We start from the raw sequence: 19,094 nt of genomic DNA, 5'->3' as shown, positions 1-19,094 counted from the left end.
GGCGCCCACCGGCGCGGGATGAGCGAGGAGCGTTCGTGATCCCCCTGACGTGCCGGTCGCCCGGCGCGCCGGAGCGGTCTGGTGCCGCGTCGGGCGGCCTTTGCCGGCAGAGATCCGTGTGATACGTTCGGCGGCGCCGTGCGGCACTACGACCGAAGGAGGTGAGACCGATCAACGCTGTGACGACAGATCGGGGCTCCCTCCCCTGCATGGTCTAGGGAGCGCCCGACAAGGCATCCCGAAAGGCTTCGAAACGCCATGCGCTTCAGCTTGACCTCTCAGACGTCGACCGACGGCGTCACCGAACAGTCCTTCACCCTCGGCGAGATCCCCGGCGTGTTGTTCACGCCGGAAGGCGCCACCGGATCCCGCCCGCTGATCCTGATGGGGCACGGCGGCGGCCAGCACAAGAGAGCTCCCGGCGTCCTGGCCGGCGCGCACCGGTTCGCCGCCGAGGGAGGTTTCGCCGTCGCCGCGATCGATGCTCCCAACCACGGCGAGCGGCAGAAAAGCGAACGGTTCATCCGGTTCGCGGGCGACATGCGGGCCCGCATGGCCGCCGGCGAGAATCCGGCCGGGCTGGTCGCGGCCATGCACGACCTGCTGGCAGAGGAGGCCGTCGCCGACTGGCAGGCGGTTCTGACCGCGGTCCAGGAACTCGACCACGTGGGCGCAGGTCCGGTCGGCTACTGGGGGGTGTCGATGGGCTGCGGGCTAGGCGTGCCGCTCCTCGCCGTCGACCCCCGGATCCGCGCCGCGGTGCTGGGCCTGCTCGGCGTGCACGGGCTGGCCGAGAGCGCCGCCCGGGTCACCGTGCCGGTGCAGTTCCTGCTCCAGTGGGACGATACGCGGGTTCCCAGAGACCAGGCGTTGGCGCTGTTCGACGCCCTGGGCTCGACCGAGAAGACGCTGCACGCCAACCCCGGCGACCACGGGGGAGTCCCCGCGTTCGAAACCGACACCGCACTGAGGTTCCTCGCCCGGCACCTTGGATAGGACCGCCGCCGTTTGACGGGCTCCCCGGTGCTCCTCACATGGGCTCTCGCCCACCCGAAGACCCGAAGTCCTAGCCGTGACGGAGTACGGCGTGGGCGGCGCCGAGGCGCAGGGCCTCGTCGCGTTCCGAGTGGTCGCCCGACACCTCGTCGGCCCATTCGAGGAGCCGGCGCAGGTGGGCGTCGGCTCCGGTCGTGACGACACCGGGACTGCCGAGGGCGACCTCGCCGCCGGTCCCGTCGATGGTGACGAGGGTGCCCTCACCGACGGTGCGTCCACCGGCTCGCACCGAGGAGCCGGCGACGTCGACGACGAGGTCGCCGATCCCCACGACAGCGGGTTTTCCCATCGACCGCGCGACGACCGCGGCGTGGCTGGCCGGCCCGCCGCGGGCGGTGACGATCCCGGCGGCGGCCGCCAGACCGCGCATGTCGTGCGGGGAGGTCTCCGGCCGTACCAGGATGACCGGGCCGTCGGCGGCCATGCGCACCGCTCCGTCCGAGGTGGTCGCCACCCTGCCGGCCGCGACACCGGGGCAGGCGCCGATTCCCCTGGCCAGGATGTCGGCGGTTCCCGCCATCCGGGGTGTGCGGACGTGCGGGAGATGCCGCGGTGAGATCCTGAGCAGCGCTTCGTGCCGCCCGATCACCCGCTCGTCGGCGAGGTCGGTCGCGACGCGGACGGCGGCACCCCCGACGAACCTTCCCGGCCGGACCTGCAGAATCCACAGCTCCCCGGCCTGGAAGGTGAACTCGACATAGCACGCGTCGCGGTAGTGCCCCTCGACCCGGCGCAGGGCGTCGAGGAGGCCGGCCCACACCGCAGGTTCCCGGCCGGCGAGTTCGCGCAGGGGCCGGGTGAGTGAGCCGCCGGAGACGACGTCCTCACCCTGGTGCCCGAACAGCACCTCACCGAACGGGACGTTCTCCCCGGTGTTGGGGTCGCGGCTGAACGCGACTCCGGTACCGCTGTGCTCATCGCGGTTCCCGAACACCATCGTCTGCACGATCACGGCCGTACCGAGGTCGTGCGGGATGTCGTGCAGCTCGCGGTAGGTTCTGGCGCGCGGCGTGTCCCACGACGAGAACACGGCCTCGACCGCCGACTCCAGCTGCCGCGCCGCGTCGTCCGGGATCGGCCGGCCCCATCGTCGCCGGATGAGGTCCTCGACCGCCTCGATCCGTGCCTCCTCGTCGCCGGTCCCTCGCCCGAGGGTTCCGTCGTCCACGTTGGTGATCGCGGCGGCGAAGCCGGCCAGGAACCGCAGCCGTGAGTTCAGCGCGAACCGCGAGTCGCCCGTCTCGGCCGCCAAAGCGGCCGTGGCTGCGGTCGTGAGGCCGAGGTTGAGGATCGTGTTCATCATGCCGGGCATCGACACCCCGGCCCCGGAACGAACGGAGACCGCCAACGGCGCCCGTGATCCCCCGAAGCGGCGCCCGGTGGAGGCTTCGAGGTCGGCGACGGCCGCCGCGAGTTCGTCGTCGAGCCCGTCGGGAAGACGCCCGTCGCGCAGGAACGCGCGACATGCCCGGGTGGTGACGACGAACCCGGGAGGCACCGGCAACCCGAGACGCCTCAGGACCAGGAGGCCGTGTGCCTTGCCGCCCAGCGTCTCCGCCGTCTCCTCGACGCTCGGGGAGAGCGGGCGAACCCATCTCATACCCATCGGGGGATCCCGAGCGTGGCGTGCAGGTCCTCGTGAAGCTCCGCCCACACGACGTGGTACGACGAGAAGTCGTCGGCCACGTACTCCAACTCGCCGGCGGCGGCGCGATCGAGTGCCTCGGTGAGACGGGTCCGGTAGCGGCCGAATCGGGGCAACGCCGCGGACAGCCGGGCGCCGACGACGGCGGCACGCCGGTCGAAGTCGACGAACCGGGCGAGGACGCGGGCGTCGTAGGAGGGATCGCGATGGTCGTTGGCGGTCATGACACCGTCGACGGACCGGATCTGCCACGCCGTGCACAGTTCGAGCAGTTCCGGGTTGAGCACGAGAAAGCCGTCGAACGCCGCCTGCACGGCGGCACGGGCACCGGCCGACTCCAGCTCGGCGGTGAGACGTTCGGCGTTCACGACCCGGCCGACGTCGGTGAGACTCCACCCGCCGAAGTCACCGCCCGTATACGTGACGAGACCCGCGACCGCGAGATCGATCAGCTCGGACTCGACGTCGGATTCACCGAGTCCCGTGGCGTTGGCGAGGCGGGTGAGACCGGCGGCGCCGCTGCAACGCAGGGCGTGGAGCACCGACAGGCCGGTGCCGGTCGCGGGAGACTCGGATCGGGTCATGACGTTGACCCCTTCGGCCGTGTGTCGTTCGAGGCGTCGGCGGTGGAGGCGTCGGCGGGCGAGGCGTCGGAGATCGAGGCCGCGTACGCGGCGCCTCGTCCGTGGGCTCGGGCGACGATCGAGCCACCCTGGACGCGGACGGCGGACTCCGTCTCGTCGTCGAGGTCCGTCAGGCCGATCGCCGACGCCGCCAGTGCGACGTCGTCGAGGACCAGCCGGACGCGCTGCCAGGCATCGGGGGCGAAGACCCGCCGCAGGCAGCCGACGAGATCGGTGATCCTGAGCCGTACGAGGCGGCCCGTCTCGGCGGCGTCGTCCGTGACGACGACCACCGTCACCTGCTCGCCGGGCCGGGCGGAACGGACGGCCTCCTCGGTGGCGGCGAGACGACCGGCCCCCAGCACCGTGATCAGGCCGTCGGCGCCGAGGTCGACCCGATTCCCGCTGATCCGATCCGTGAGTTCGGTGGGCGGATCCCACGCGTCCTCGCACGGTCGCGCCGGAGTGACATAGGGCAGGTACGGCGGGGTCCAGGTATCGGCGAGATCGATGCCGGCCAGATGCTCACACGCGCGTGCCAGGTCGAAGGGGTCGCCGAATCCCGGTGCGCTCTCGGCCAGGTGACCCGAACCGTCCAGCAGCGTCAGTGCCAGCTCGGCGAGCCGTACGTGCCGCACCGGCATCGCGCGAGCCGGTTCGCGCGCCTCCAGTGCGAGGGCGAGCAGCAACGCCTCCACCCTGACGACCTGCGCCAGCACCGTGCGTCCGCGCTCGTCGTCGAGGACACCGGCGAGCGAACGCAGGTGCAGGCGCCCTCCGGAGGCCGTGTCGCCGACCAGGGGCAGCCGTTCGAGCCAGGTCCTGGCGAACACGCCCAGCGCATCGGCCGTCGTCGGTGGTGGCGGCGTCGGCGACTCGTCCGCGGTGGCGTTCTCGACCATGTCGATCAGCACCGCGAGATACAGCGCGCGCTTGCTCGGGAAGTTCGAGTACACCGCCCCGCGGGTCAGGTCGGCCCGCTCGGCGATCCGGTCGACCTTGGCCGAGGCGTAGCCGTGCTCGATGAACTCCTCCCTCGCCGCCGTCAGCACGAACCTCCGGGTGCGCTCCTGCTGCTGCACGCGAGTCAGTCGAACCATCACCGTTCCTTTCCATGGACCATCAGCATTAGGATACTCTCAAAATTCAGATGTTAAAAACATCTGAGTTGCGAGACGACCGGGATGAGGGATGGTGACGGTGAGCGATCATGGGTTCGAGACCGAAGGACTGACCAAGGCATTTGGCAAGGTCAGCGCGCTGGACGGTGTCGATCTGACCGCCCCGCGCGGGCAGGTGCTCGGCCTGCTGGGCCCCAACGGCGCGGGAAAGACCACCGTGATCCGCGTCCTCGCGACCCTGCTGCGCCCCGACGGCGGACGCGCGTCCGTGGCCGGGTTCGACGTGGTACGCCGACCGGCAGAGGTGCGTCGGCGGATCGCGCTGTCGGGCCAGCACACCAGCGTGGACGAGGAGCTGACCGGCCTGGCGAACCTGGTCATGATCGGCCGGCTCCTCGACCTGTCCCGACCGCAGGCTCTCCTGCGCGCCACCGACCTGCTCGCCCGCTTCGGCCTGGAGGACGCGGCGAAAAGACCGGTCGCCGGTTACTCCGGTGGCATGCGCCGCCGCCTCGACCTCGCCGCGAGCATGGTCGGACACCCCGAGGTGGTCTTCCTCGACGAGCCCTCGGTGGGACTGGACCCCGGCAAACGCGACGAACTGTGGCAGATGATCCGAGGCCTGAGCGCGGAGGGCGTCACCGTCCTGCTCACCACCCAGTACCTCGAAGAGGCCGACGCCCTCGCCGACGCCATCGCCGTCATCGACCAGGGACAGGTCATCGCCTCCGGCACTCCCGCCGAGCTGAAACGAGAGGTCGGCGGGCACACCATCGCCGTGCGGCCGAACGACCCCGCCGACACCGACGCGGCCGCCCGCATCCTGGCCGAAGTCGCCGGCCGGACCCCGGAGCGCTCCATCCGCCACGAGCTGGTCGTCCCCGTCACCGGTGACGGGGACTTCTTCGAGATCGCCGCCCGGCTGCGCGAACGCCGCATCGGCGTCTCCGAGCTGTCGCTGCGCCTGCCCAGCCTCGACGAGGTATTCCTCGCCCTGACCGGAACCCCCACCGCCGCCTCCGCCACCACCGCCGACCACACCGACGAACCGAAGAAAGCCGCACGATGATCGCCACCGAACGATCGCGCACCGAAGCACCCACCACCGCCGACCACACCGACGAACCGACGAGGGCCGCCTGATGACCGCCACCGTGTCCAGCATCGAACCACCGCGCACCCGGCCCTTCGCCTGGCTACGGCACAGCTTCGTGCTCGCCGGCCGCAGCCTCGCCAAGACCACCCGCAACCCCGGCCCGATCATCAACGGGGTCGTCACACCCGCCCTGTTCATGGTGCTTTTCCTCTATCTCTTCGGCGGCTCCGTGGCCGGCTCCACCGCCGACTACCTCCAGTACCTCTTCCCCGGCATCCTCGTCATGGGCGCCGGCCTCGCCGGGATGGTCTCGACCGGCACCAACATCAACCTCGACCTCAAGAACGGCGTCACCGACCGGTTCCGCAGCCTGCCCATCAGCCGCCTCGCGCCCCTGCTCGGCTCCGTACTGGCAGACATCGTCCGTTATCTGCTCGCCGTCGCCATCCTCTTCGCCATCGGCACGCTCCTCGGCTTCCGCGCCCACGGCGGTCTCCCCGCGGCCCTCGCCGCCGCCGGCCTCGCCATCACCTTCGGCTTCTGCCTCAGCTGGGTCACCGTGTTCTTCGGCGTCCTCGCCAGGAGCGCCGACACCGTCCTCGCGATCAGCTTCATCGGCTTCCTGCCGTTGCAGCTCGGCACCAGCCTCGCCGCTCCCATCGAGACCCTGCCCGGCTGGCTGCGAGCCTGGGCCGAGATCAACCCCGTCACCCACGCCATGAACGCCTGCCGCGCCCTCCTCAACGGCACCCCGGTCGGCGGCACCGTCACCACCACGCTCATCTGGTGCGCGGTCCTCTTAGCGGTGTTCTGTCCCCTCGCTATCCGCGCCTACAGCCGCCAACAGTGACCCGGCCGGCCTTCGGGGCGACTCCTGGCCTGCCTCCCCGGGGAAATGACCTCCGTTCAAGGGCCTGAACCACCTGCTCACGGTGGTCCCGGTCACCCGGCCCCGGTGAAGCGACACGAAGATTCCGACATCTCTGAGTGGGCGTCGATGACGGTGGCTCGCCGTTCACAGAGGCACTCAGGCAGGCTGGACCTGGGTCGGCTCCACCGGCTTGACGACGGTGTTCCAGTCGCGGCCGGTGGCGATGGCACCTTTGGTACGCGCGGGTTTCGCCAGGGCTGCTGCGAGCATTGATCGCCACGCGGAGACGCCGATGACGCGTATTGGTGTTACCGGCCACCTGAAGAGCCGGTCGGCGCGGTGATCGACCGTGCCGCCCCGACCACGGCCGCGGCGATGAACACGCACACCGCGGCGACAGCCGGGTCGTAGACGGGACTCAGGGACCACGAAACGTTGTAGGCGGCGTGGGCGAGCGTCGGGCCCGTCACCCCGGTTCCGGCCGCGTAGAGGTGGACCAAGAGGATGCGGAATCCGACCGTGAACATGCACTGGCCGACGATCCAGTCAAGCCCGTGCCCTTGCTGGGCGTATGGGACGACATGCCAAAGCGCCCAGATCACACCGATCACCGCACCGGCCCGTAGCGCGCCCAGCCGACGCAGCAGCGGGCCGGTGGCGTAGGCGCTCCAGCCCAGTTCCTCGGCCACGGCGCTGATCAGATAGAGCACGGCCAAACCGAAAACGGCGTCCCAGGCGATCACCGCACCCGGCGGCCAGGCCCCTGCCCCTGCCGCGACCGCGGCAGCGGCGACGACGAGCGGCATGAGCACGACCGACGCCGCGTACCACGGCACATCGGAAAAGCGCGGACAAGGCCACACTCCCCGCAGCCACGCGCGAACGCCTTCGCGACGGTGCACCAGAACGACCGCGGCGATCATCGGGCAGACGAACATCAGCGCCGAGGCCGGGAGCTTGGCCAGCACCGTGCGCGACGGATCGTCCACCAGTGGGCCCAGGACGTAGAACACCGCACCGAAGACGACGACGAGGGCAACGAACGGTCCGAGCGGCCTGCGCGTCTCATCGACCGACGGTTGAGCAGTCATGGTGAACTGCCTTTCTGCGCGAAATCACCTTAATGGCGCGGTCCTTCGGCGTGATCAAAGGATGCCTGGCCGGGGCCCGGTCGGTGGCCGGCACCCACCTCACCGCCGCGCCCAGGCCCCGACGCCGGGGCCTGGGCGCGGGGCCGGGCGGTCCGGCGCTGAACGTCCCTGGCGCGGCGACCCCCGTTCGCGGTCGCGAACGTGGCTGCGATTGCGAACGCGACCAGGGCTGCGATGACGACCGCGAACGCGGCTCCGATTGTGACCGCGAAATGTGTATTTGATCGCTATGGTGCGGATCATGTCGCCGTTGGTTCGCACCTTGCAGATTCTCCTGATGCTCTCCGGCTTCGCGGTACTCGGCTATGCCGTCCTGTGGGACATGGACGACTCCACCGGATGGGAATGTCAGGTATCGGTGGTCGGGGATCAGACGCGGCAGCCGACGCAGAGATGCAGCACCGAGGACGGCGTGCAGACTCCGGTCCTCCTCGGCATGGTCGGGGTCGCTCTTGAGATCGCGAGCGTCTCCGTCGCGGTGGGTGCCCGTGGCCGGGACTCGGCCGGGTCCTCGTCGCCTGCCGGTCCGGCGTTCTTCGGTGCGGCGCCTTTCGGTGCGGGGCAGCCTCCCCAGGCGCCCTTCGGCTCGGGGCAGCCTCCCCAGGCGTTCCCGCCGCCGCAGCCCTTCGGCTCGGCGCAGCCGTCTCACGCGCCCGGTGCCCCGCACAACCCGTGGCCGCCCCAGACGCCTCCGCAGGGTCAACCCGGGCAGCGCTGAGAACTCCTGCGGAGAACGACGGCGAAAGGGGCAAACGCGGTGCGCCGATCTACTGGGCAGCCGAGACGGGCGACTGTACGGCCGTCTACGACCGGCGTCCGCGTGTCCGCACGGTGAAACCGCCGGGAGGCAGGCGCAGGCCGTCCACCTCGTGTTCCCTGTCGTCGTGGTTGACGGCGAAGAGCCAGTCGCCACGTCGGACGACTTCCATGGGGACGGGTGCCAGGCCCAGCAGGCGGGCGTAGGCGGCATCGGACAGGTGGGTGGAGACGTAGAGGGCGGTGCCGGAGCCGTAGAGGTGGCGGGTGACGGCGGGCCGGCCGTCGAGGGGGGTGCCCACGGTGTGCGGTCCGGTGTAGACGGCCAGCGCCTCGGCGCCCTCCAGGTGCACCTGCTCGGTCCAGACCGCACCGGTCTCCGCCTGGCCGAGGACACCGGTTCCTGAGCGCTGCGGCGCGAGGGCCTCGGCCCGGTCCGGGGGGCGCGCCGCGGCTTCGGTCTCGGCGGGTACGGGGGCGGCCGGGCGCGGGCCGGATCCGTTCGTGGGCGGGGCGGACAGGGTGAGGGTGACGTCCGGGGGAAGGGGGTGAAACTCCTCGACCCTGATGCCGAGGAGGTCGCGGAGGGCGCCGGGGTAGCCGCCGAGGCGGACGCGGGCGTGTTCGTCGGCGATGCCGCTGAGGTAGGAGACCACCAGGGTGCCGCCGCCGGAGACGTAGCGGCGCAGGTTGTCGGCGTCGGCATCGGAGATCAGATAGAGGCTGGGGACGAGGACGAGCGGGTAGGCCGACAGGTCGGCGGAGGGGTGGACGAGGTCGGCGGTGACGCCGTGCCGGTAGAGGACCCGGTGGGCCTGGCGGACGGCCTCGGTGTAGTTCAGTTCGGTGGAGGGCAGGCCGGGGGCCTGGAGCGCCCAGTTCGCCTCGTCGTCCCAGAGGATCGCGGCCCCGGCCTCGACGGGGGCCGCGCAGGCGTCCTCCAGCGTGGGCAGCAGGGCGCCCAGGTCGCAGATCTCGCGGAAGATCCGCGAGTCGGGTCCGGCGTGCGGGACCATGCCGCCGTGCCAGAGTTCGGCGCCGCCACGGGAGGCCCGCCACTGGAAGAACATCACCCCCCGCGAGCCCCGCGCGATGTGCGACAGGCTCAGCCTGGTGATCTCACCGGGGCGCTTGGCGCGCATCCGGGGGCCGGTGTAGGTGACCACCGCCTGTTCCATCAGCAGCCAGGGCTTTGCGGTGGTCGGGCCGTGCGCCCGGCCGCCGGATGTGCCATGCGTCGGACCGGGTGAGTCGTGCGCCGGGTCGTACGCCGCCTCGATTGAGCCTCGCGCCGAGGCGTACGTGGGAGAGGAGGCCCAGCCGCGGGCCAGGTCGGCGGCGAAGGCGGTCTCGGCGGGCGGGTCGGTGGACGGGTAGTGGTCGATCGCCACCAGGTCGACCTCGGCCGCCCAGTGGCGGTGGTTCACCGGCACCCAGTCGCCGAGGACGAAGTTCGTGGTGATCGGAACGTCCGGGGTGAGTTCGCGCAGTATCGCCTTCTGCTCGCGGAAGTGGTCGAGCATCGCGTCGGAGACGAACCGCCGGAAGTCCAGGGCGTGGGAGGGGTTGGGCAGGTACTGGGTGGCGCGGGGTGTGGTGATCTGCTCCCAGGCGGAGTAGTGCTGGCTCCAGAACGAGGTGGTCCAGGCGTCGTTCAGCGCCTCCAGGATGTCGTACCGCGCCCGCAGCCAGGTCCTGAAGGCGTCGGCGGCGTGGTCGCAGTGGCAGGTGGTGCCGTACTCGTTGTGCACGTGCCACATGGCGAGCGCCGGGTGGTCGCGGTAGCGTTCGGCGAGCGTGCGGGCGATCCCGGCACAGGCGGCGCGGTAGGCGGGGGAGTGCACGCAGTAGGTGTCGCGGCTGCCGTGGGTGAGGCGGGTGCCGTCGTGGGTGACGGTGAGGGCGTCGGGGTGGGCGAGGCCGAACCAGGGGGGCGGCGAGGCGGTCGGGGTGGCGAGGTTGACCCGGATCCCGCCGTCGTGCAGCAGGTCGAGGGCGCGGTCGAGCCAGCCGAAGTCGTGGACGCCGGGTGCGGGCTCCAGCCGTGCCCAGGAGAACACGCCGACGCTGACCAGGTTCACCCCGGCCCGCCGCATCAGCTCGACGTCCTCCTTCCAGACCTCCTCCGGCCACTGCTCGGGGTTGTAGTCCCCGCCGTACCACAGCCCGCCAAGCCGTTCCGACCAGTCCACGGCTCCCCTTTGTTTGGATGGAAACTAAACTAATTATCCACGCGCGGCGGGATCCGCTCAAGAGGACGGCCCCGGCTCCCTTCGCCCGCGAACGACCCGTGCGAGGGGGTGGGCGGGCGGAGTCCGGCAGGTGGGGGCATTGACGTTTGTTGGTTTGGACGTAAAACTAACTCGGCAGAAGCAGACCCGAGCGCTGGAGTTCCCATGCCTTACCGTCCCCCGTTGGTCGCGCACGAGTACTTCGTCGCCGACCCGCCTGAGCTGCCCGTACGCTCGCACGGTGAGGGGGGCCTGTCGGCGTTGATCTCGGCTGAGCCGGTCGCCTCCGATGCGGCAGGGGTGATCCTGAAGGCCGTGACATCCGCCGAGGAGACGCTTCTGGTCCAGTTGAGTGTGGCGGGAGAGGGGGTGATCCGGGTCCGGCTCGGGCAGGACGCGGACGCGCGGACCCGGTCGGCCGAGGCGATCCCGATGGTCACGCCGGGCGAGTTCGCCGGGGCGCGGGTGGAGAGCCGCGAAGAGACGATCCTGCTGGACGCGGGCTCGCTGCGGGCGGAGATCACTTTGGCTCCCTGGCACCTGAGGTTCACCGACGCGAGCGGGGCGCCGCTGCTTGAGCAGGACCGGGGGCACACCGACATCAGCGGCAGGTTGCGCACGCTGCCGTTCGGCCGTTCCAGCTCGGGTGGCGCGGTGGTCGGCTACCACGAGAGCTTCGTGGCCCCCGCCGACGAGGCGTTCAGCGGGTTCGGCGAGTCGTTCACCCGGCTGGACAAGCGCGGCCAGCGGCCGGTGATGTGGAACTTCGACGCGTTCGGCGCCGAATCGCAGCGGGCGTACAAGAACATCCCGTTCTACCTGTCCAGCAGGGGTTACGGCGTGCTGGTGGACAGCGGGACGCCGGTGGAGTTCGACGTGTGCCAGTCCACGCACAGCTGCGTGCAGATCGTGGTCCCGGACGACCTGATCGACTACTACGTGATCGCCGGGCCGACGCCGTCGGAGGTGCTGGACCGGTTCGACCTGCTGACCTGCCGGCCGATGCTCCCGCCGAAGTGGGCGTTCGGCACCTGGATCTCCTCGGGGTTCTTCGTCGACACCCAGGAGCGGGTGATGGCGAGGGCGCGGAGGATCCGCGAGCGCGGCATCCCGTGCGACGTGCTGCACCTGGACACGTACTGGCAGACCGACGGCCACTGGTCCGACCTGCGCTGGGACGCCGAAGGCTTCCCCGACCCCACCGGCATGCTGGCCGAGCTGAAGGAGATGGGGTTCAAGGTCTGCCTGTGGATGAACCCGTACATCTCCCACCTCAGCCCGATCTTCGCGGAAGCGGCCGAGAGTGGATATTTCCTGAAAAAGCCTGACGGTGAGGTCTACGTCGCAGACTGCTGGCACGGCTCCTACCCGGCCTGCGGCATCGTCGACTTCACCGACCCGGCCGCCACCGAGTGGTTCAAGGGGCTGCTGCGCCCGCTGCTCGAACAGGGAGTCCAGGTCTTCAAGACCGACTTCGCCGAGGGCGTGCCGCACGACGCGGTCGCGGCCAACGGCATGTCGGGCACCGACCTGCACAACGTCTACACGCTGCTGTTCAACGACGCCGTCTCCGAGGTGACCAAGGAGATCGCGGGGCACGGCATGGTCTGGGCACGCTCGTCGTTCCTCGGCGGGCAGCGGCACTCGGCGCAGTGGAGCGGCGACACCTACACCAGCTACGCCGCGATGGGCAGCACGCTGCGCGGCGGGCTGGCGCACGGCCTGTCCGGCGTCCCGTTCTGGAGCCACGACGCGGGCGGGTTCACCGGCCGCCCCACCGACGACCTGTACGTCAGGTGGACCCAGTTCGGCGCGCTCTCCCCGCTGCTGCGCCTGCACGGCACCACCAGCAGGGAGCCGTGGGAGTTTCCCGAGGTCGAGGCGGAGGCGGTCGAGGCGCTGAGGCTGCGCTACCGGCTCATGCCGTACATCTACACGGCGGCCGTCGAGGCGGCCAGGACCGGGGCCCCGATGATGCGGGCGCTGTGTGTGGACTACCCGGACGACCCGGTGGCCTGGCAGGCGGACCTGGAGTATCTCCTCGGCCGCGACCTGCTGGTGGCGCCGATGACCTCACCCGAGCAGGTGAGGAAGGTCTACCTGCCCGAGGGGGAGTGGGTGGACCACTGGACGGGCGAGGTCCTGTCCGGCGGCCGGTACGTCACGGCCGCCACGCCACTGGACCGCGTCCCGCTGTACGTCCGGCGCGGGGCCGTCGTCCCCGTTCTCACCGAGCAGGGCGGGACCGTCGGGGACGGGCCGTTCGGGGAGATCACCCTGGTCGCGTACGGAGTCGGAGCCGACACCGGCGAGACCCGTACCACCGTCTCCGACCTCGACGGGGACACCACGATCACCGCGGCTCCCGAGGGGGAGGGCCTGCGGGTGACCGTCTCGGGGAGCGCGCGGATCGCGGGCGTCGAGTTGGTGGGGGCCGACATCCCGATCGTCATCACCACCATCTAGGAGACAGACCATGTTCAACCTGAAAGTCGGTGTCGCCGCGGTGGCGGCGCTCATGGCGCTCGCCGCCTGCGGCGGCACCGAACCCGCGGCGGACACCCCCGCCGCGGAGGGGCCCCGCGTCCTGAAGCTCTGGCACTACGAGGGCGCCGACAGCGCGATGGGCAAGGCGTGGGCCGAGGCCGTCAAGCAGTTCGAGGCCTCGCACCCCGGCGTGACGGTCAAGTTCGAGGAGAAGGCGTTCGAGCAGATCCGCCAGTCGGCGGGGATGATCCTCAACTCGGACGAGGCCCCCGACGTGATGGAGTACAACAAGGGCAACGCCACGGCCGGTCTGCTGTCGAAGCAGGGTCTGCTCACCGACCTCACCCCCGAGGTGACCAAGCGCGGCTGGGACAAGCTGCTCAGCCCCTCGATCCAGACGACCGCGAGGTACGACGAGCGCGGCGTGATGGGCGGGGGCAAGTGGTACGGCGTCCCCAACTACGCCGAGTACGTGATGGTCTACTACAACAAGGACGCCTTCAAGAAGGCGGGCGTCGAGGTGCCCACCACCTTCGAGGAGTTCACCGCCGCGCTCGACACGTTCGTCAAGGCGGGGACCACTCCCATCGCGGTCGGTGGCGCCGAGTATCCCGCGCAGCAGATCTTCTACCAGCTCGCGCTGAGCAAGGCGCAGCGACCGTGGGTGGACGCCTTCCAGCTCTACAAGGGCAAGGTCGACTTCAAGGGGCCCGAGTTCAAGTACGCGGCCGACACCTTCGCCGACTGGGTCAAGAAGGGCTACGTCGACAAGGACTCCGCCGCGATCAAGGCCGAGGACATGGGTACCTCCTTCATCGGCGGCAAGTATCCGATCCTGGTCTCCGGCAGCTGGTGGTACGGCCGCTTCGCCGGCGACGTCAAGGACTTCGAGTGGGGCTCGTTCCTGTGGCCGGGCAACACGATGAGCGCCGGATCCAGCGGCAACATCTGGGTCGTCCCCGAGAACGCCAAGAACAAGGATCTCGCCTACGACTTCATCGACATCACGATGAAGAAGGACATCCAGAACCTGCTCGGCAACTCCGGCGGCATCCCGGTCGCCGCCGACACGGACGCGATCACCGACGAGAAGAGCAAGGAGCTGATCGAGAACTTCAACAGGCTTTCGACCTCCGACGGGCTGGCCTTCTACCCCGACTGGCCGGCGCCGGGCTACTACGACGTGCTCGTCTCGGGTGTGCAGAACCTCATCAACGGCACCAAGACCCCCGACGCGGTCCTGGACGAGATCGCCGCTCCGTACGAGGAGAACCTCGCCGACATCGGCAACTGACCCCTCCCACGGCCCGCGCCGTGACGATCACGGTGTCACGGCGCGGGCCGCGCGTACCGAACACGCGGCACGCGCGCAGAGCAGCGCACGAAGCAGAGCAGCGCACGAAGCAGAGCGGCGCACGGAACAGAGCGTGCGCGCAGAACACAGAACACGTGCGCGGGACACGTGCACGGAGCAGAGCGTGCGCACGGAACAGAGAAAGTCGTACGCACAGAACAGAGAAAGGAGACCTCCGATGCCGAGGTCTCGCGACCGTGGGTACTGGGTGTTCCTGCTGCCGAGCGCCGTGCTCTTCACCGCGGTCATCGTCGTGCCGTTCCTGATGAACGTCGGCATCGGCTTCACCCGCTGGCAGGGGATCGGCGACCCGAGGTGGATCGGGCTGGAGAACTACACCCGCCTCCTCGCCGACGAGCGGTTCTGGTCCTCCTTCCGCAACAACGTCGCGCTCATCGTGGCGATGGCGATCGTCCCGACGCTCATCGGCCTCGTCCTGGCCGCCACGCTCTTCGACTACGTGGGCAAGAAGGTCGGTCCCCGCGCGGCCGGCGTGCTGCGGGCCGCGTACTACCTGCCGCAGGTGCTGCCGGTCGCGGTGGCCGGGATCGTCTGGGGCTGGATCATGCACCCGCGCTTCGGGGCGCTCAACGAGCTGCTCGGGCTGCTGGGGATGGAGCCGAGGAACTGGCTCGGCGACCCGGCCTGGGCGCTGCCGAGCGTGATGGCGATCATGGTGTGGTTCCAGATCGGCTACCCGGTCGTCATCTTCATGGCGGGGCTGCAGCGGGTCGATCCCGCGCTGTACGAGGCCGCCGAGATGGACGGCGCCTCGTGGTGGCGGCGGTTCTGGCACATCACGATCCCGCAGATCCGGCCGGAGATCTACGTGGTCCTGCTCACCTGCACGATCGCCGCGCTCAAGGTCTTCGGGCCGATCTTCGTGCTGACCAGGGGCGGTCCCGGCGGTGCCACGCTCGTGCCGTCCTACTTCAGCTACCAGAACTTCTTCGAGAAGGCCAACGTCGGGTACGGGGCGGCGATCGCCACCGTGCTCACCCTCGTGATCATCGCGGTGACGGTGTTCTTCCTGCGGGTTCAGGACAGGGAATCATGATCCGGAAATACTCGGTCCTGGTCTCGCTGGTCGTTCTGGCCGTCGCGATGCTGGTGCCGTTCGCCATCGTCACGCTCAACGCGGTGAAATCCCCGGCCGACTACTCCTCGGGAGGGCCGCTGGGCCTGCCGAGCGAGCTGTATCTCGACGGGATCGTCGACTTCTGGAACCGGGTCGACTTCGGCGGCAAGCTGTGGAACAGCCTGTTGATCAGCGGCTCGGTCGCGGTGCTCGCCACGGTCCTGTCGGTGCTCAACGCCTACGCGCTCGGCATCGGCAGGGTGCGCGGACGGGTGTGGATCCTGGTCCTCTTCCTGGTGGCGAACACGCTGCCGCAGGAGGCGCTGGTCTACCCGCTGTACTACCTGGCCAAGCAGGTCGGCCTGTACGACACCAGGCTCGGTGTGATCATCATCTTCACGGTGATCCAGAGCGCCTTCGGGACGTACCTGCTCGCCTCGGTGCTCGGCCGCTTCCCGCGCGAGATCCTGGAGGCGGCGGCCCTGGACGGCGCGGGCAAATGGCGGGCCCTGTGGCAGGTCGTCGTGCCGATCAGCAGGCCGACGCTGAGCGTGCTGCTCGTCTTCTTCTTCATCTGGACCTGGAACGAGTTCTTCCTGCCTCTCGTCTTCCTCATCTCCAACGAGAACCAGACCGTCCCGGTCGCGCTCGGGGTGCTGCAGGGGGACAAGATGATGGACGCCACGATGTCCAGCGCCTCGGCGCTGCTCGGCATCCTGCCTGCGGTCGCCTTCTTCCTCATCTTCCAGCGGACCCTCACCCGCGGCGTGACCGTGGGCGCCGTCAAATGACCGCACCCCGTCTCCCGTTCGACCTCGACGCCGTGCGCTGGCGTGGTGACTCCCCGCCGCGCAGGCAGGAGAATCTCTCGGACTCCTTTTTCTGGTCGGCTCGTTGATCGAGCGGCCTGTTTTCCGATCCGTGCCCGATGGTTTTCCCGGTGCTCGTCGGGCGGGCACATCGCCCCTCTCTCAGGTATCGCAGAATTGTCGGCCGGTCCGGTTAGCATCTGCTCGTCCAAAGGAACGGGGTTGACCCGTTATTCCTTGTCGCGGATCGACGGATAGGAGTTCTGTGAAGTTTTCCAGTAGAGCCGGGCGTCGAATCGGATGGTTGGTGGCCGTTATCGCCATGGCATCCGGCGTCTTTGTTCCGGCGGCGCATGCCGCACCGAAACAGGCCGTTTCCGGTACGGCTTCCGCGGCGTCCGCGCAGGACGATCCGGTTCAGAACCCCGTGGGGAAGGTCGCCGTCCACTTCGAGCGGACCACCGCGTCGAAGTGCCCGGTGACCTTCAGGATCCACGGTTCCTTCGAGGGACTCCCCGCCGGCGTGCAGATCATCCGCTACCGCGTCGTCGGCACCGAGAAGTGGCGGAGCGTCAAGGTTCCGCCCAACCACGGTGGCGCGTTCACCACCGTCCTGCAGACGTTCGAATGGGACTGGGAGACGGAGGAGACGTCGGTCCAGATCGAGATCAAGCAGCCGGACGGTCTCGTGTCCAATGTCCTCCACTACTTCAAGTGCGGATTGCCGGGCGAGGACGAGACGTTCGGCGAGACCACGGGGAATGTCGGGCTGACGGCCTCGGGCGGCCCGCTGGCCGAACTGGTCGCCGACGCCTACGTGGACGCCGTCCGGGCTCTCTCCGGTGCGGAGGTCGCCCTGGTCAGCAGGTACGGCTTCTACGCGGGCCTGGACGCGGGCCCGGTCACCCGCGAGGAACTGTGGGGCACCCAGTCGGCCGGGCTCGCCGTGGACGTGCACGCGATGACCGGCGCGCAGCTCAAAAGCCTCCTGGCGTACCCGAACCCGCAGGGCTGGGTGCTCACCCCCTCGTCCGCGCTCCGCTACACGCTTGAGGGCGGAGCCGTCACCGAGATAACGCTGAACGGTGTCCCGGTGACCGACACCCAGGTGATCAAGATCGCGGCCAACTACATCCTGATGGGCGGCTGGCAGGGTTTCCCGCAGTGGACGGGGACCACCAGCGTCTATCACGGCGGTCCGGACGACACGGCGGCACTGGCGTCCTACCTCGTGAAGAACTCGCCGGTGAACCCGCCTGCGGGGGACCGCGTCACCATTCGATGAGTGCCGATAAATCGTCCCGGCGAACATAGCGCCGGGTGACCGAGCCGGTCGCCGGACGGAATTCGTTCCGTCCGGCGACCGGACGTCGGCCGTAATATCGCCACGTATGCAGGAAAAGGACTTCACGCTGTCGGGATTCCTCTCGAAGCTCGCCGTATTGAAGGCAAAAATGTTGCCGGCACGCCGAAGGCGACGAAAACAGAGCTTCGGAGCCCGACTTTCCGAAGAGTTTGCGGCCGGACGTGGGGGCGAAATAGACGCCGTGGATCGACCTTCGTTCGCCTCACCCGGGGACCTCCCGAGGGCCGACTTCGCTTCCCCGCGCCGGTGAGTGGCGGTTCTGGACATGGCGAGGACGGGAACCTCCGCGCCGGACGGCGTGATCGCGTTCGACGTGCTCGGCCCTGGCGAAGCGGAGGGATGGCCGCTCGGTCGTCACGCCTCCCGGGCGCACGGACCGGCCCCCGCCCGGTCTGCTTTGCGAGTGCGTGCCGGAAGGTTTACGGGCGACGCGGGGTGCGGGGGGGAATCGGTCACTTCGACATCCTGTTGCGAGTCATGAACGCCAGACCGAATTCCAGGAGGACATCATGACGACCACGACGCGTCCCGCCGAGGCCTCCGGGCAGTTCACCATCGGGGGCGACCTCACCGTCAACCGCCTGGGCTACGGGTCGATGCAGCTCACCGGCGAGGGCGTGTGGGGAGACCCGCGCGACCCCGACGAGGCCGTCCGGGTCCTGCGCAGGGCGGTCGAGCTCGGCGTGAACCTCATCGACACCGCCGACTCCTACGGCCCGTTCGTCGCCGAGCTGCTCATCAGGAAGGCGCTGCACCCCTACGCCGACGACCTGGTGATCGCGACCAAGGCGGGGTTCACCCGGCAGGGTCCCGGGCTCTGGACGCCGGTCGGCCGTCCCGAGTACCTGCGCCAGCAGGTCGAGCTGAGCCTGCGCCACCTCGGCGTCGAGCGGATCGACCTGCTGCAGCTGCACCGCATCGACCCGGCCGTCCCCGTCGCCGACCAGGTCGGGGAGCTCGCGCTGATGCAGCGGGAGGGCAAGATCCGCCACATCGGACTCAGCGAGGTGAGCGTCGAGGACGTCGAGGAGGCGGGGAAGTCCGCGACGATCGTCTCGGTGCAGAACCTCTACAACCTCGCACACCGCGACGCCGAGCCCCTGCTGGAGTACTCGGAGGCGAACGGCATCGGCTTCATCCCCTGGTTCCCGCTCGCGACCGGCAGGCTGGCGGCGGAGGGCGGCCCGCTCGCCGCGGCGGCGAGGGAGCACGGCGCCACCCCTTCGCAGCTCGCCCTGGCGTGGCTGCTGCGCCGTTCCCCGGTGATGCTGCCCATCCCCGGCACCTCGACGGTCGCTCACTTGGAGGACAACGTCGCCGCCGCGGCCGTCCGGTTGACCGACGAGGAGTTCAACGCTCTGACCAGGGGCGTCTGAGGAGGGCCGAGAATTTTTCCGAGGATACTTGCAAACCGAAGAGCCGCTAACCTATAACTGAATTAAGAGGTTTC

At 69.6% G+C, this 19,094-nt stretch carries 15 protein-coding genes; 10 read left to right on the top strand and 5 right to left on the bottom strand.

Annotated elements, in window-relative coordinates; genetic code table 11:
* The first annotated feature begins 270 nt into the window (after positions 1-270).
* Positions 271-996, top strand: coding sequence for an alpha/beta hydrolase (locus ABZ664_RS03995; protein WP_362502601.1), 726 nt, complete (start codon positions 271-273; stop codon positions 994-996).
* A gap of 70 nt (positions 997-1,066) precedes the next feature.
* Here ABZ664_RS03995 and ABZ664_RS03990 read toward each other — a convergent pair whose 3' ends face one another.
* From ABZ664_RS03990 to ABZ664_RS03980, 3 genes are read right to left on the bottom strand one after another with little or no spacing between them, the layout of a single operon-like run.
* Positions 1,067-2,656 (bottom strand): pyruvate, phosphate dikinase, encoded by a 1,590-nt coding sequence (locus ABZ664_RS03990; RefSeq protein WP_362502598.1) that lies wholly within the window; start codon positions 2,654-2,656, stop codon positions 1,067-1,069.
* Entirely contained in the window at positions 2,653-3,285 is a 633-nt protein-coding gene (locus ABZ664_RS03985; protein WP_362502595.1) for a transcriptional regulator, read from the bottom strand. Before ABZ664_RS03985 ends, ABZ664_RS03990 begins: the two co-directional genes overlap by 4 nt.
* Positions 3,282-4,424 carry a helix-turn-helix domain-containing protein gene (locus ABZ664_RS03980; protein ID WP_362502592.1) on the bottom strand — a complete coding sequence of 381 codons (1,143 nt, stop codon included), beginning with the start codon at positions 4,422-4,424 and terminating at the stop codon, positions 3,282-3,284. Before ABZ664_RS03980 ends, ABZ664_RS03985 begins: the two co-directional genes overlap by 4 nt.
* Before the next feature lie 100 nt (positions 4,425-4,524).
* On the opposite strand from ABZ664_RS03980, the gene ABZ664_RS03975 reads away from it, so the two are divergent.
* Together ABZ664_RS03975 and ABZ664_RS03970 are read left to right on the top strand one after the other, a co-directional pair.
* Positions 4,525-5,514: an ATP-binding cassette domain-containing protein gene (locus ABZ664_RS03975; protein ID WP_362502589.1), complete on the top strand. Its 990-nt coding sequence runs from the start codon at positions 4,525-4,527 to the stop codon at positions 5,512-5,514.
* A gap of 73 nt (positions 5,515-5,587) precedes the next feature.
* On the top strand, positions 5,588-6,391 hold the full coding sequence (locus ABZ664_RS03970) for an ABC transporter permease (RefSeq protein ID WP_362502586.1): 804 nt from the start codon (positions 5,588-5,590) through the stop codon (positions 6,389-6,391).
* A gap of 329 nt (positions 6,392-6,720) precedes the next feature.
* Here ABZ664_RS03970 and ABZ664_RS03965 read toward each other — a convergent pair whose 3' ends face one another.
* Positions 6,721-7,503 (bottom strand): CPBP family intramembrane glutamic endopeptidase, encoded by a 783-nt coding sequence (locus tag ABZ664_RS03965; protein WP_362502583.1) that lies wholly within the window; start codon positions 7,501-7,503, stop codon positions 6,721-6,723.
* 301 nt (positions 7,504-7,804) lie between these two features.
* Between ABZ664_RS03965 and ABZ664_RS03960 the strand changes: the two genes are divergently transcribed.
* Positions 7,805-8,281 carry a hypothetical protein gene (locus tag ABZ664_RS03960; protein WP_362502581.1) on the top strand — a complete coding sequence of 159 codons (477 nt, stop codon included), beginning with the start codon at positions 7,805-7,807 and terminating at the stop codon, positions 8,279-8,281.
* Positions 8,282-8,366: 85 nt separating this feature from the next.
* On the opposite strand, the gene ABZ664_RS03955 is transcribed toward ABZ664_RS03960, so the two are convergent.
* Positions 8,367-10,511 carry a beta-galactosidase gene (locus tag ABZ664_RS03955; RefSeq protein ID WP_362502578.1) on the bottom strand — a complete coding sequence of 715 codons (2,145 nt, stop codon included), beginning with the start codon at positions 10,509-10,511 and terminating at the stop codon, positions 8,367-8,369.
* Between the two features lie 204 nt (positions 10,512-10,715).
* Between ABZ664_RS03955 and ABZ664_RS03950 the strand changes: the two genes are divergently transcribed.
* From ABZ664_RS03950 to ABZ664_RS03925, 6 genes are all read left to right on the top strand, one after another.
* Positions 10,716-13,016: a TIM-barrel domain-containing protein gene (locus ABZ664_RS03950; protein WP_362502575.1), complete on the top strand. Its 2,301-nt coding sequence runs from the start codon at positions 10,716-10,718 to the stop codon at positions 13,014-13,016.
* Between the two features lie 10 nt (positions 13,017-13,026).
* Entirely contained in the window at positions 13,027-14,331 is a 1,305-nt protein-coding gene (locus ABZ664_RS03945; RefSeq protein WP_362502572.1) for an extracellular solute-binding protein, read from the top strand.
* A gap of 238 nt (positions 14,332-14,569) precedes the next feature.
* Positions 14,570-15,448 (top strand): sugar ABC transporter permease, encoded by an 879-nt coding sequence (locus ABZ664_RS03940; protein ID WP_362502569.1) that lies wholly within the window; start codon positions 14,570-14,572, stop codon positions 15,446-15,448.
* On the top strand, positions 15,445-16,260 hold the full coding sequence (locus ABZ664_RS03935) for a carbohydrate ABC transporter permease (protein ID WP_362502566.1): 816 nt from the start codon (positions 15,445-15,447) through the stop codon (positions 16,258-16,260). Before ABZ664_RS03940 ends, ABZ664_RS03935 begins: the two co-directional genes overlap by 4 nt.
* Positions 16,261-16,705: 445 nt before the next feature.
* The gene (locus ABZ664_RS03930; protein ID WP_362502564.1) at positions 16,706-17,563 is read left to right on the top strand and encodes a 5'-nucleotidase C-terminal domain-containing protein; all 858 of its coding nucleotides are present in this window, start codon (positions 16,706-16,708) and stop codon (positions 17,561-17,563) included.
* Between the two features lie 590 nt (positions 17,564-18,153).
* The gene (locus tag ABZ664_RS03925; RefSeq protein WP_362502562.1) at positions 18,154-19,020 is read left to right on the top strand and encodes an aldo/keto reductase; all 867 of its coding nucleotides are present in this window, start codon (positions 18,154-18,156) and stop codon (positions 19,018-19,020) included.
* The last annotated feature ends 74 nt before the right edge of the window (positions 19,021-19,094 follow it).

It is taken from the genome of Streptosporangium sp. NPDC006930 (genome assembly GCF_040635605.1).
Taxonomy (GTDB): Bacteria; Actinomycetota; Actinomycetes; order Streptosporangiales; family Streptosporangiaceae; genus Streptosporangium.
This window is presented reverse-complemented; position numbering and strand designations above follow the sequence as displayed.

What these genes read in the sequence shown, in the direction of transcription:
- ABZ664_RS03990 (WP_362502598.1), bottom strand. Translation starts at nt 2,656, where the DNA reads ATGAGATGGGTTCGCCCGCTCTCCCCGAGCGTCGAGGAGACGGCGGAG.
- ABZ664_RS03985 (WP_362502595.1), bottom strand. Translation starts at nt 3,285, where the DNA reads ATGACCCGATCCGAGTCTCCCGCGACCGGCACCGGCCTGTCGGTGCTC.
- ABZ664_RS03980 (WP_362502592.1), bottom strand. Translation starts at nt 4,424, where the DNA reads ATGGTTCGACTGACTCGCGTGCAGCAGCAGGAGCGCACCCGGAGGTTC.
- ABZ664_RS03970 (WP_362502586.1), top strand. Translation starts at nt 5,588, where the DNA reads ATGACCGCCACCGTGTCCAGCATCGAACCACCGCGCACCCGGCCCTTC.
- ABZ664_RS03965 (WP_362502583.1), bottom strand. Translation starts at nt 7,503, where the DNA reads ATGACTGCTCAACCGTCGGTCGATGAGACGCGCAGGCCGCTCGGACCG.
- ABZ664_RS03960 (WP_362502581.1), top strand. Translation starts at nt 7,805, where the DNA reads ATGTCGCCGTTGGTTCGCACCTTGCAGATTCTCCTGATGCTCTCCGGC.
- ABZ664_RS03950 (WP_362502575.1), top strand. Translation starts at nt 10,716, where the DNA reads ATGCCTTACCGTCCCCCGTTGGTCGCGCACGAGTACTTCGTCGCCGAC.
- ABZ664_RS03945 (WP_362502572.1), top strand. Translation starts at nt 13,027, where the DNA reads ATGTTCAACCTGAAAGTCGGTGTCGCCGCGGTGGCGGCGCTCATGGCG.
- ABZ664_RS03940 (WP_362502569.1), top strand. Translation starts at nt 14,570, where the DNA reads ATGCCGAGGTCTCGCGACCGTGGGTACTGGGTGTTCCTGCTGCCGAGC.
- ABZ664_RS03935 (WP_362502566.1), top strand. Translation starts at nt 15,445, where the DNA reads ATGATCCGGAAATACTCGGTCCTGGTCTCGCTGGTCGTTCTGGCCGTC.
- ABZ664_RS03925 (WP_362502562.1), top strand. Translation starts at nt 18,154, where the DNA reads ATGACGACCACGACGCGTCCCGCCGAGGCCTCCGGGCAGTTCACCATC.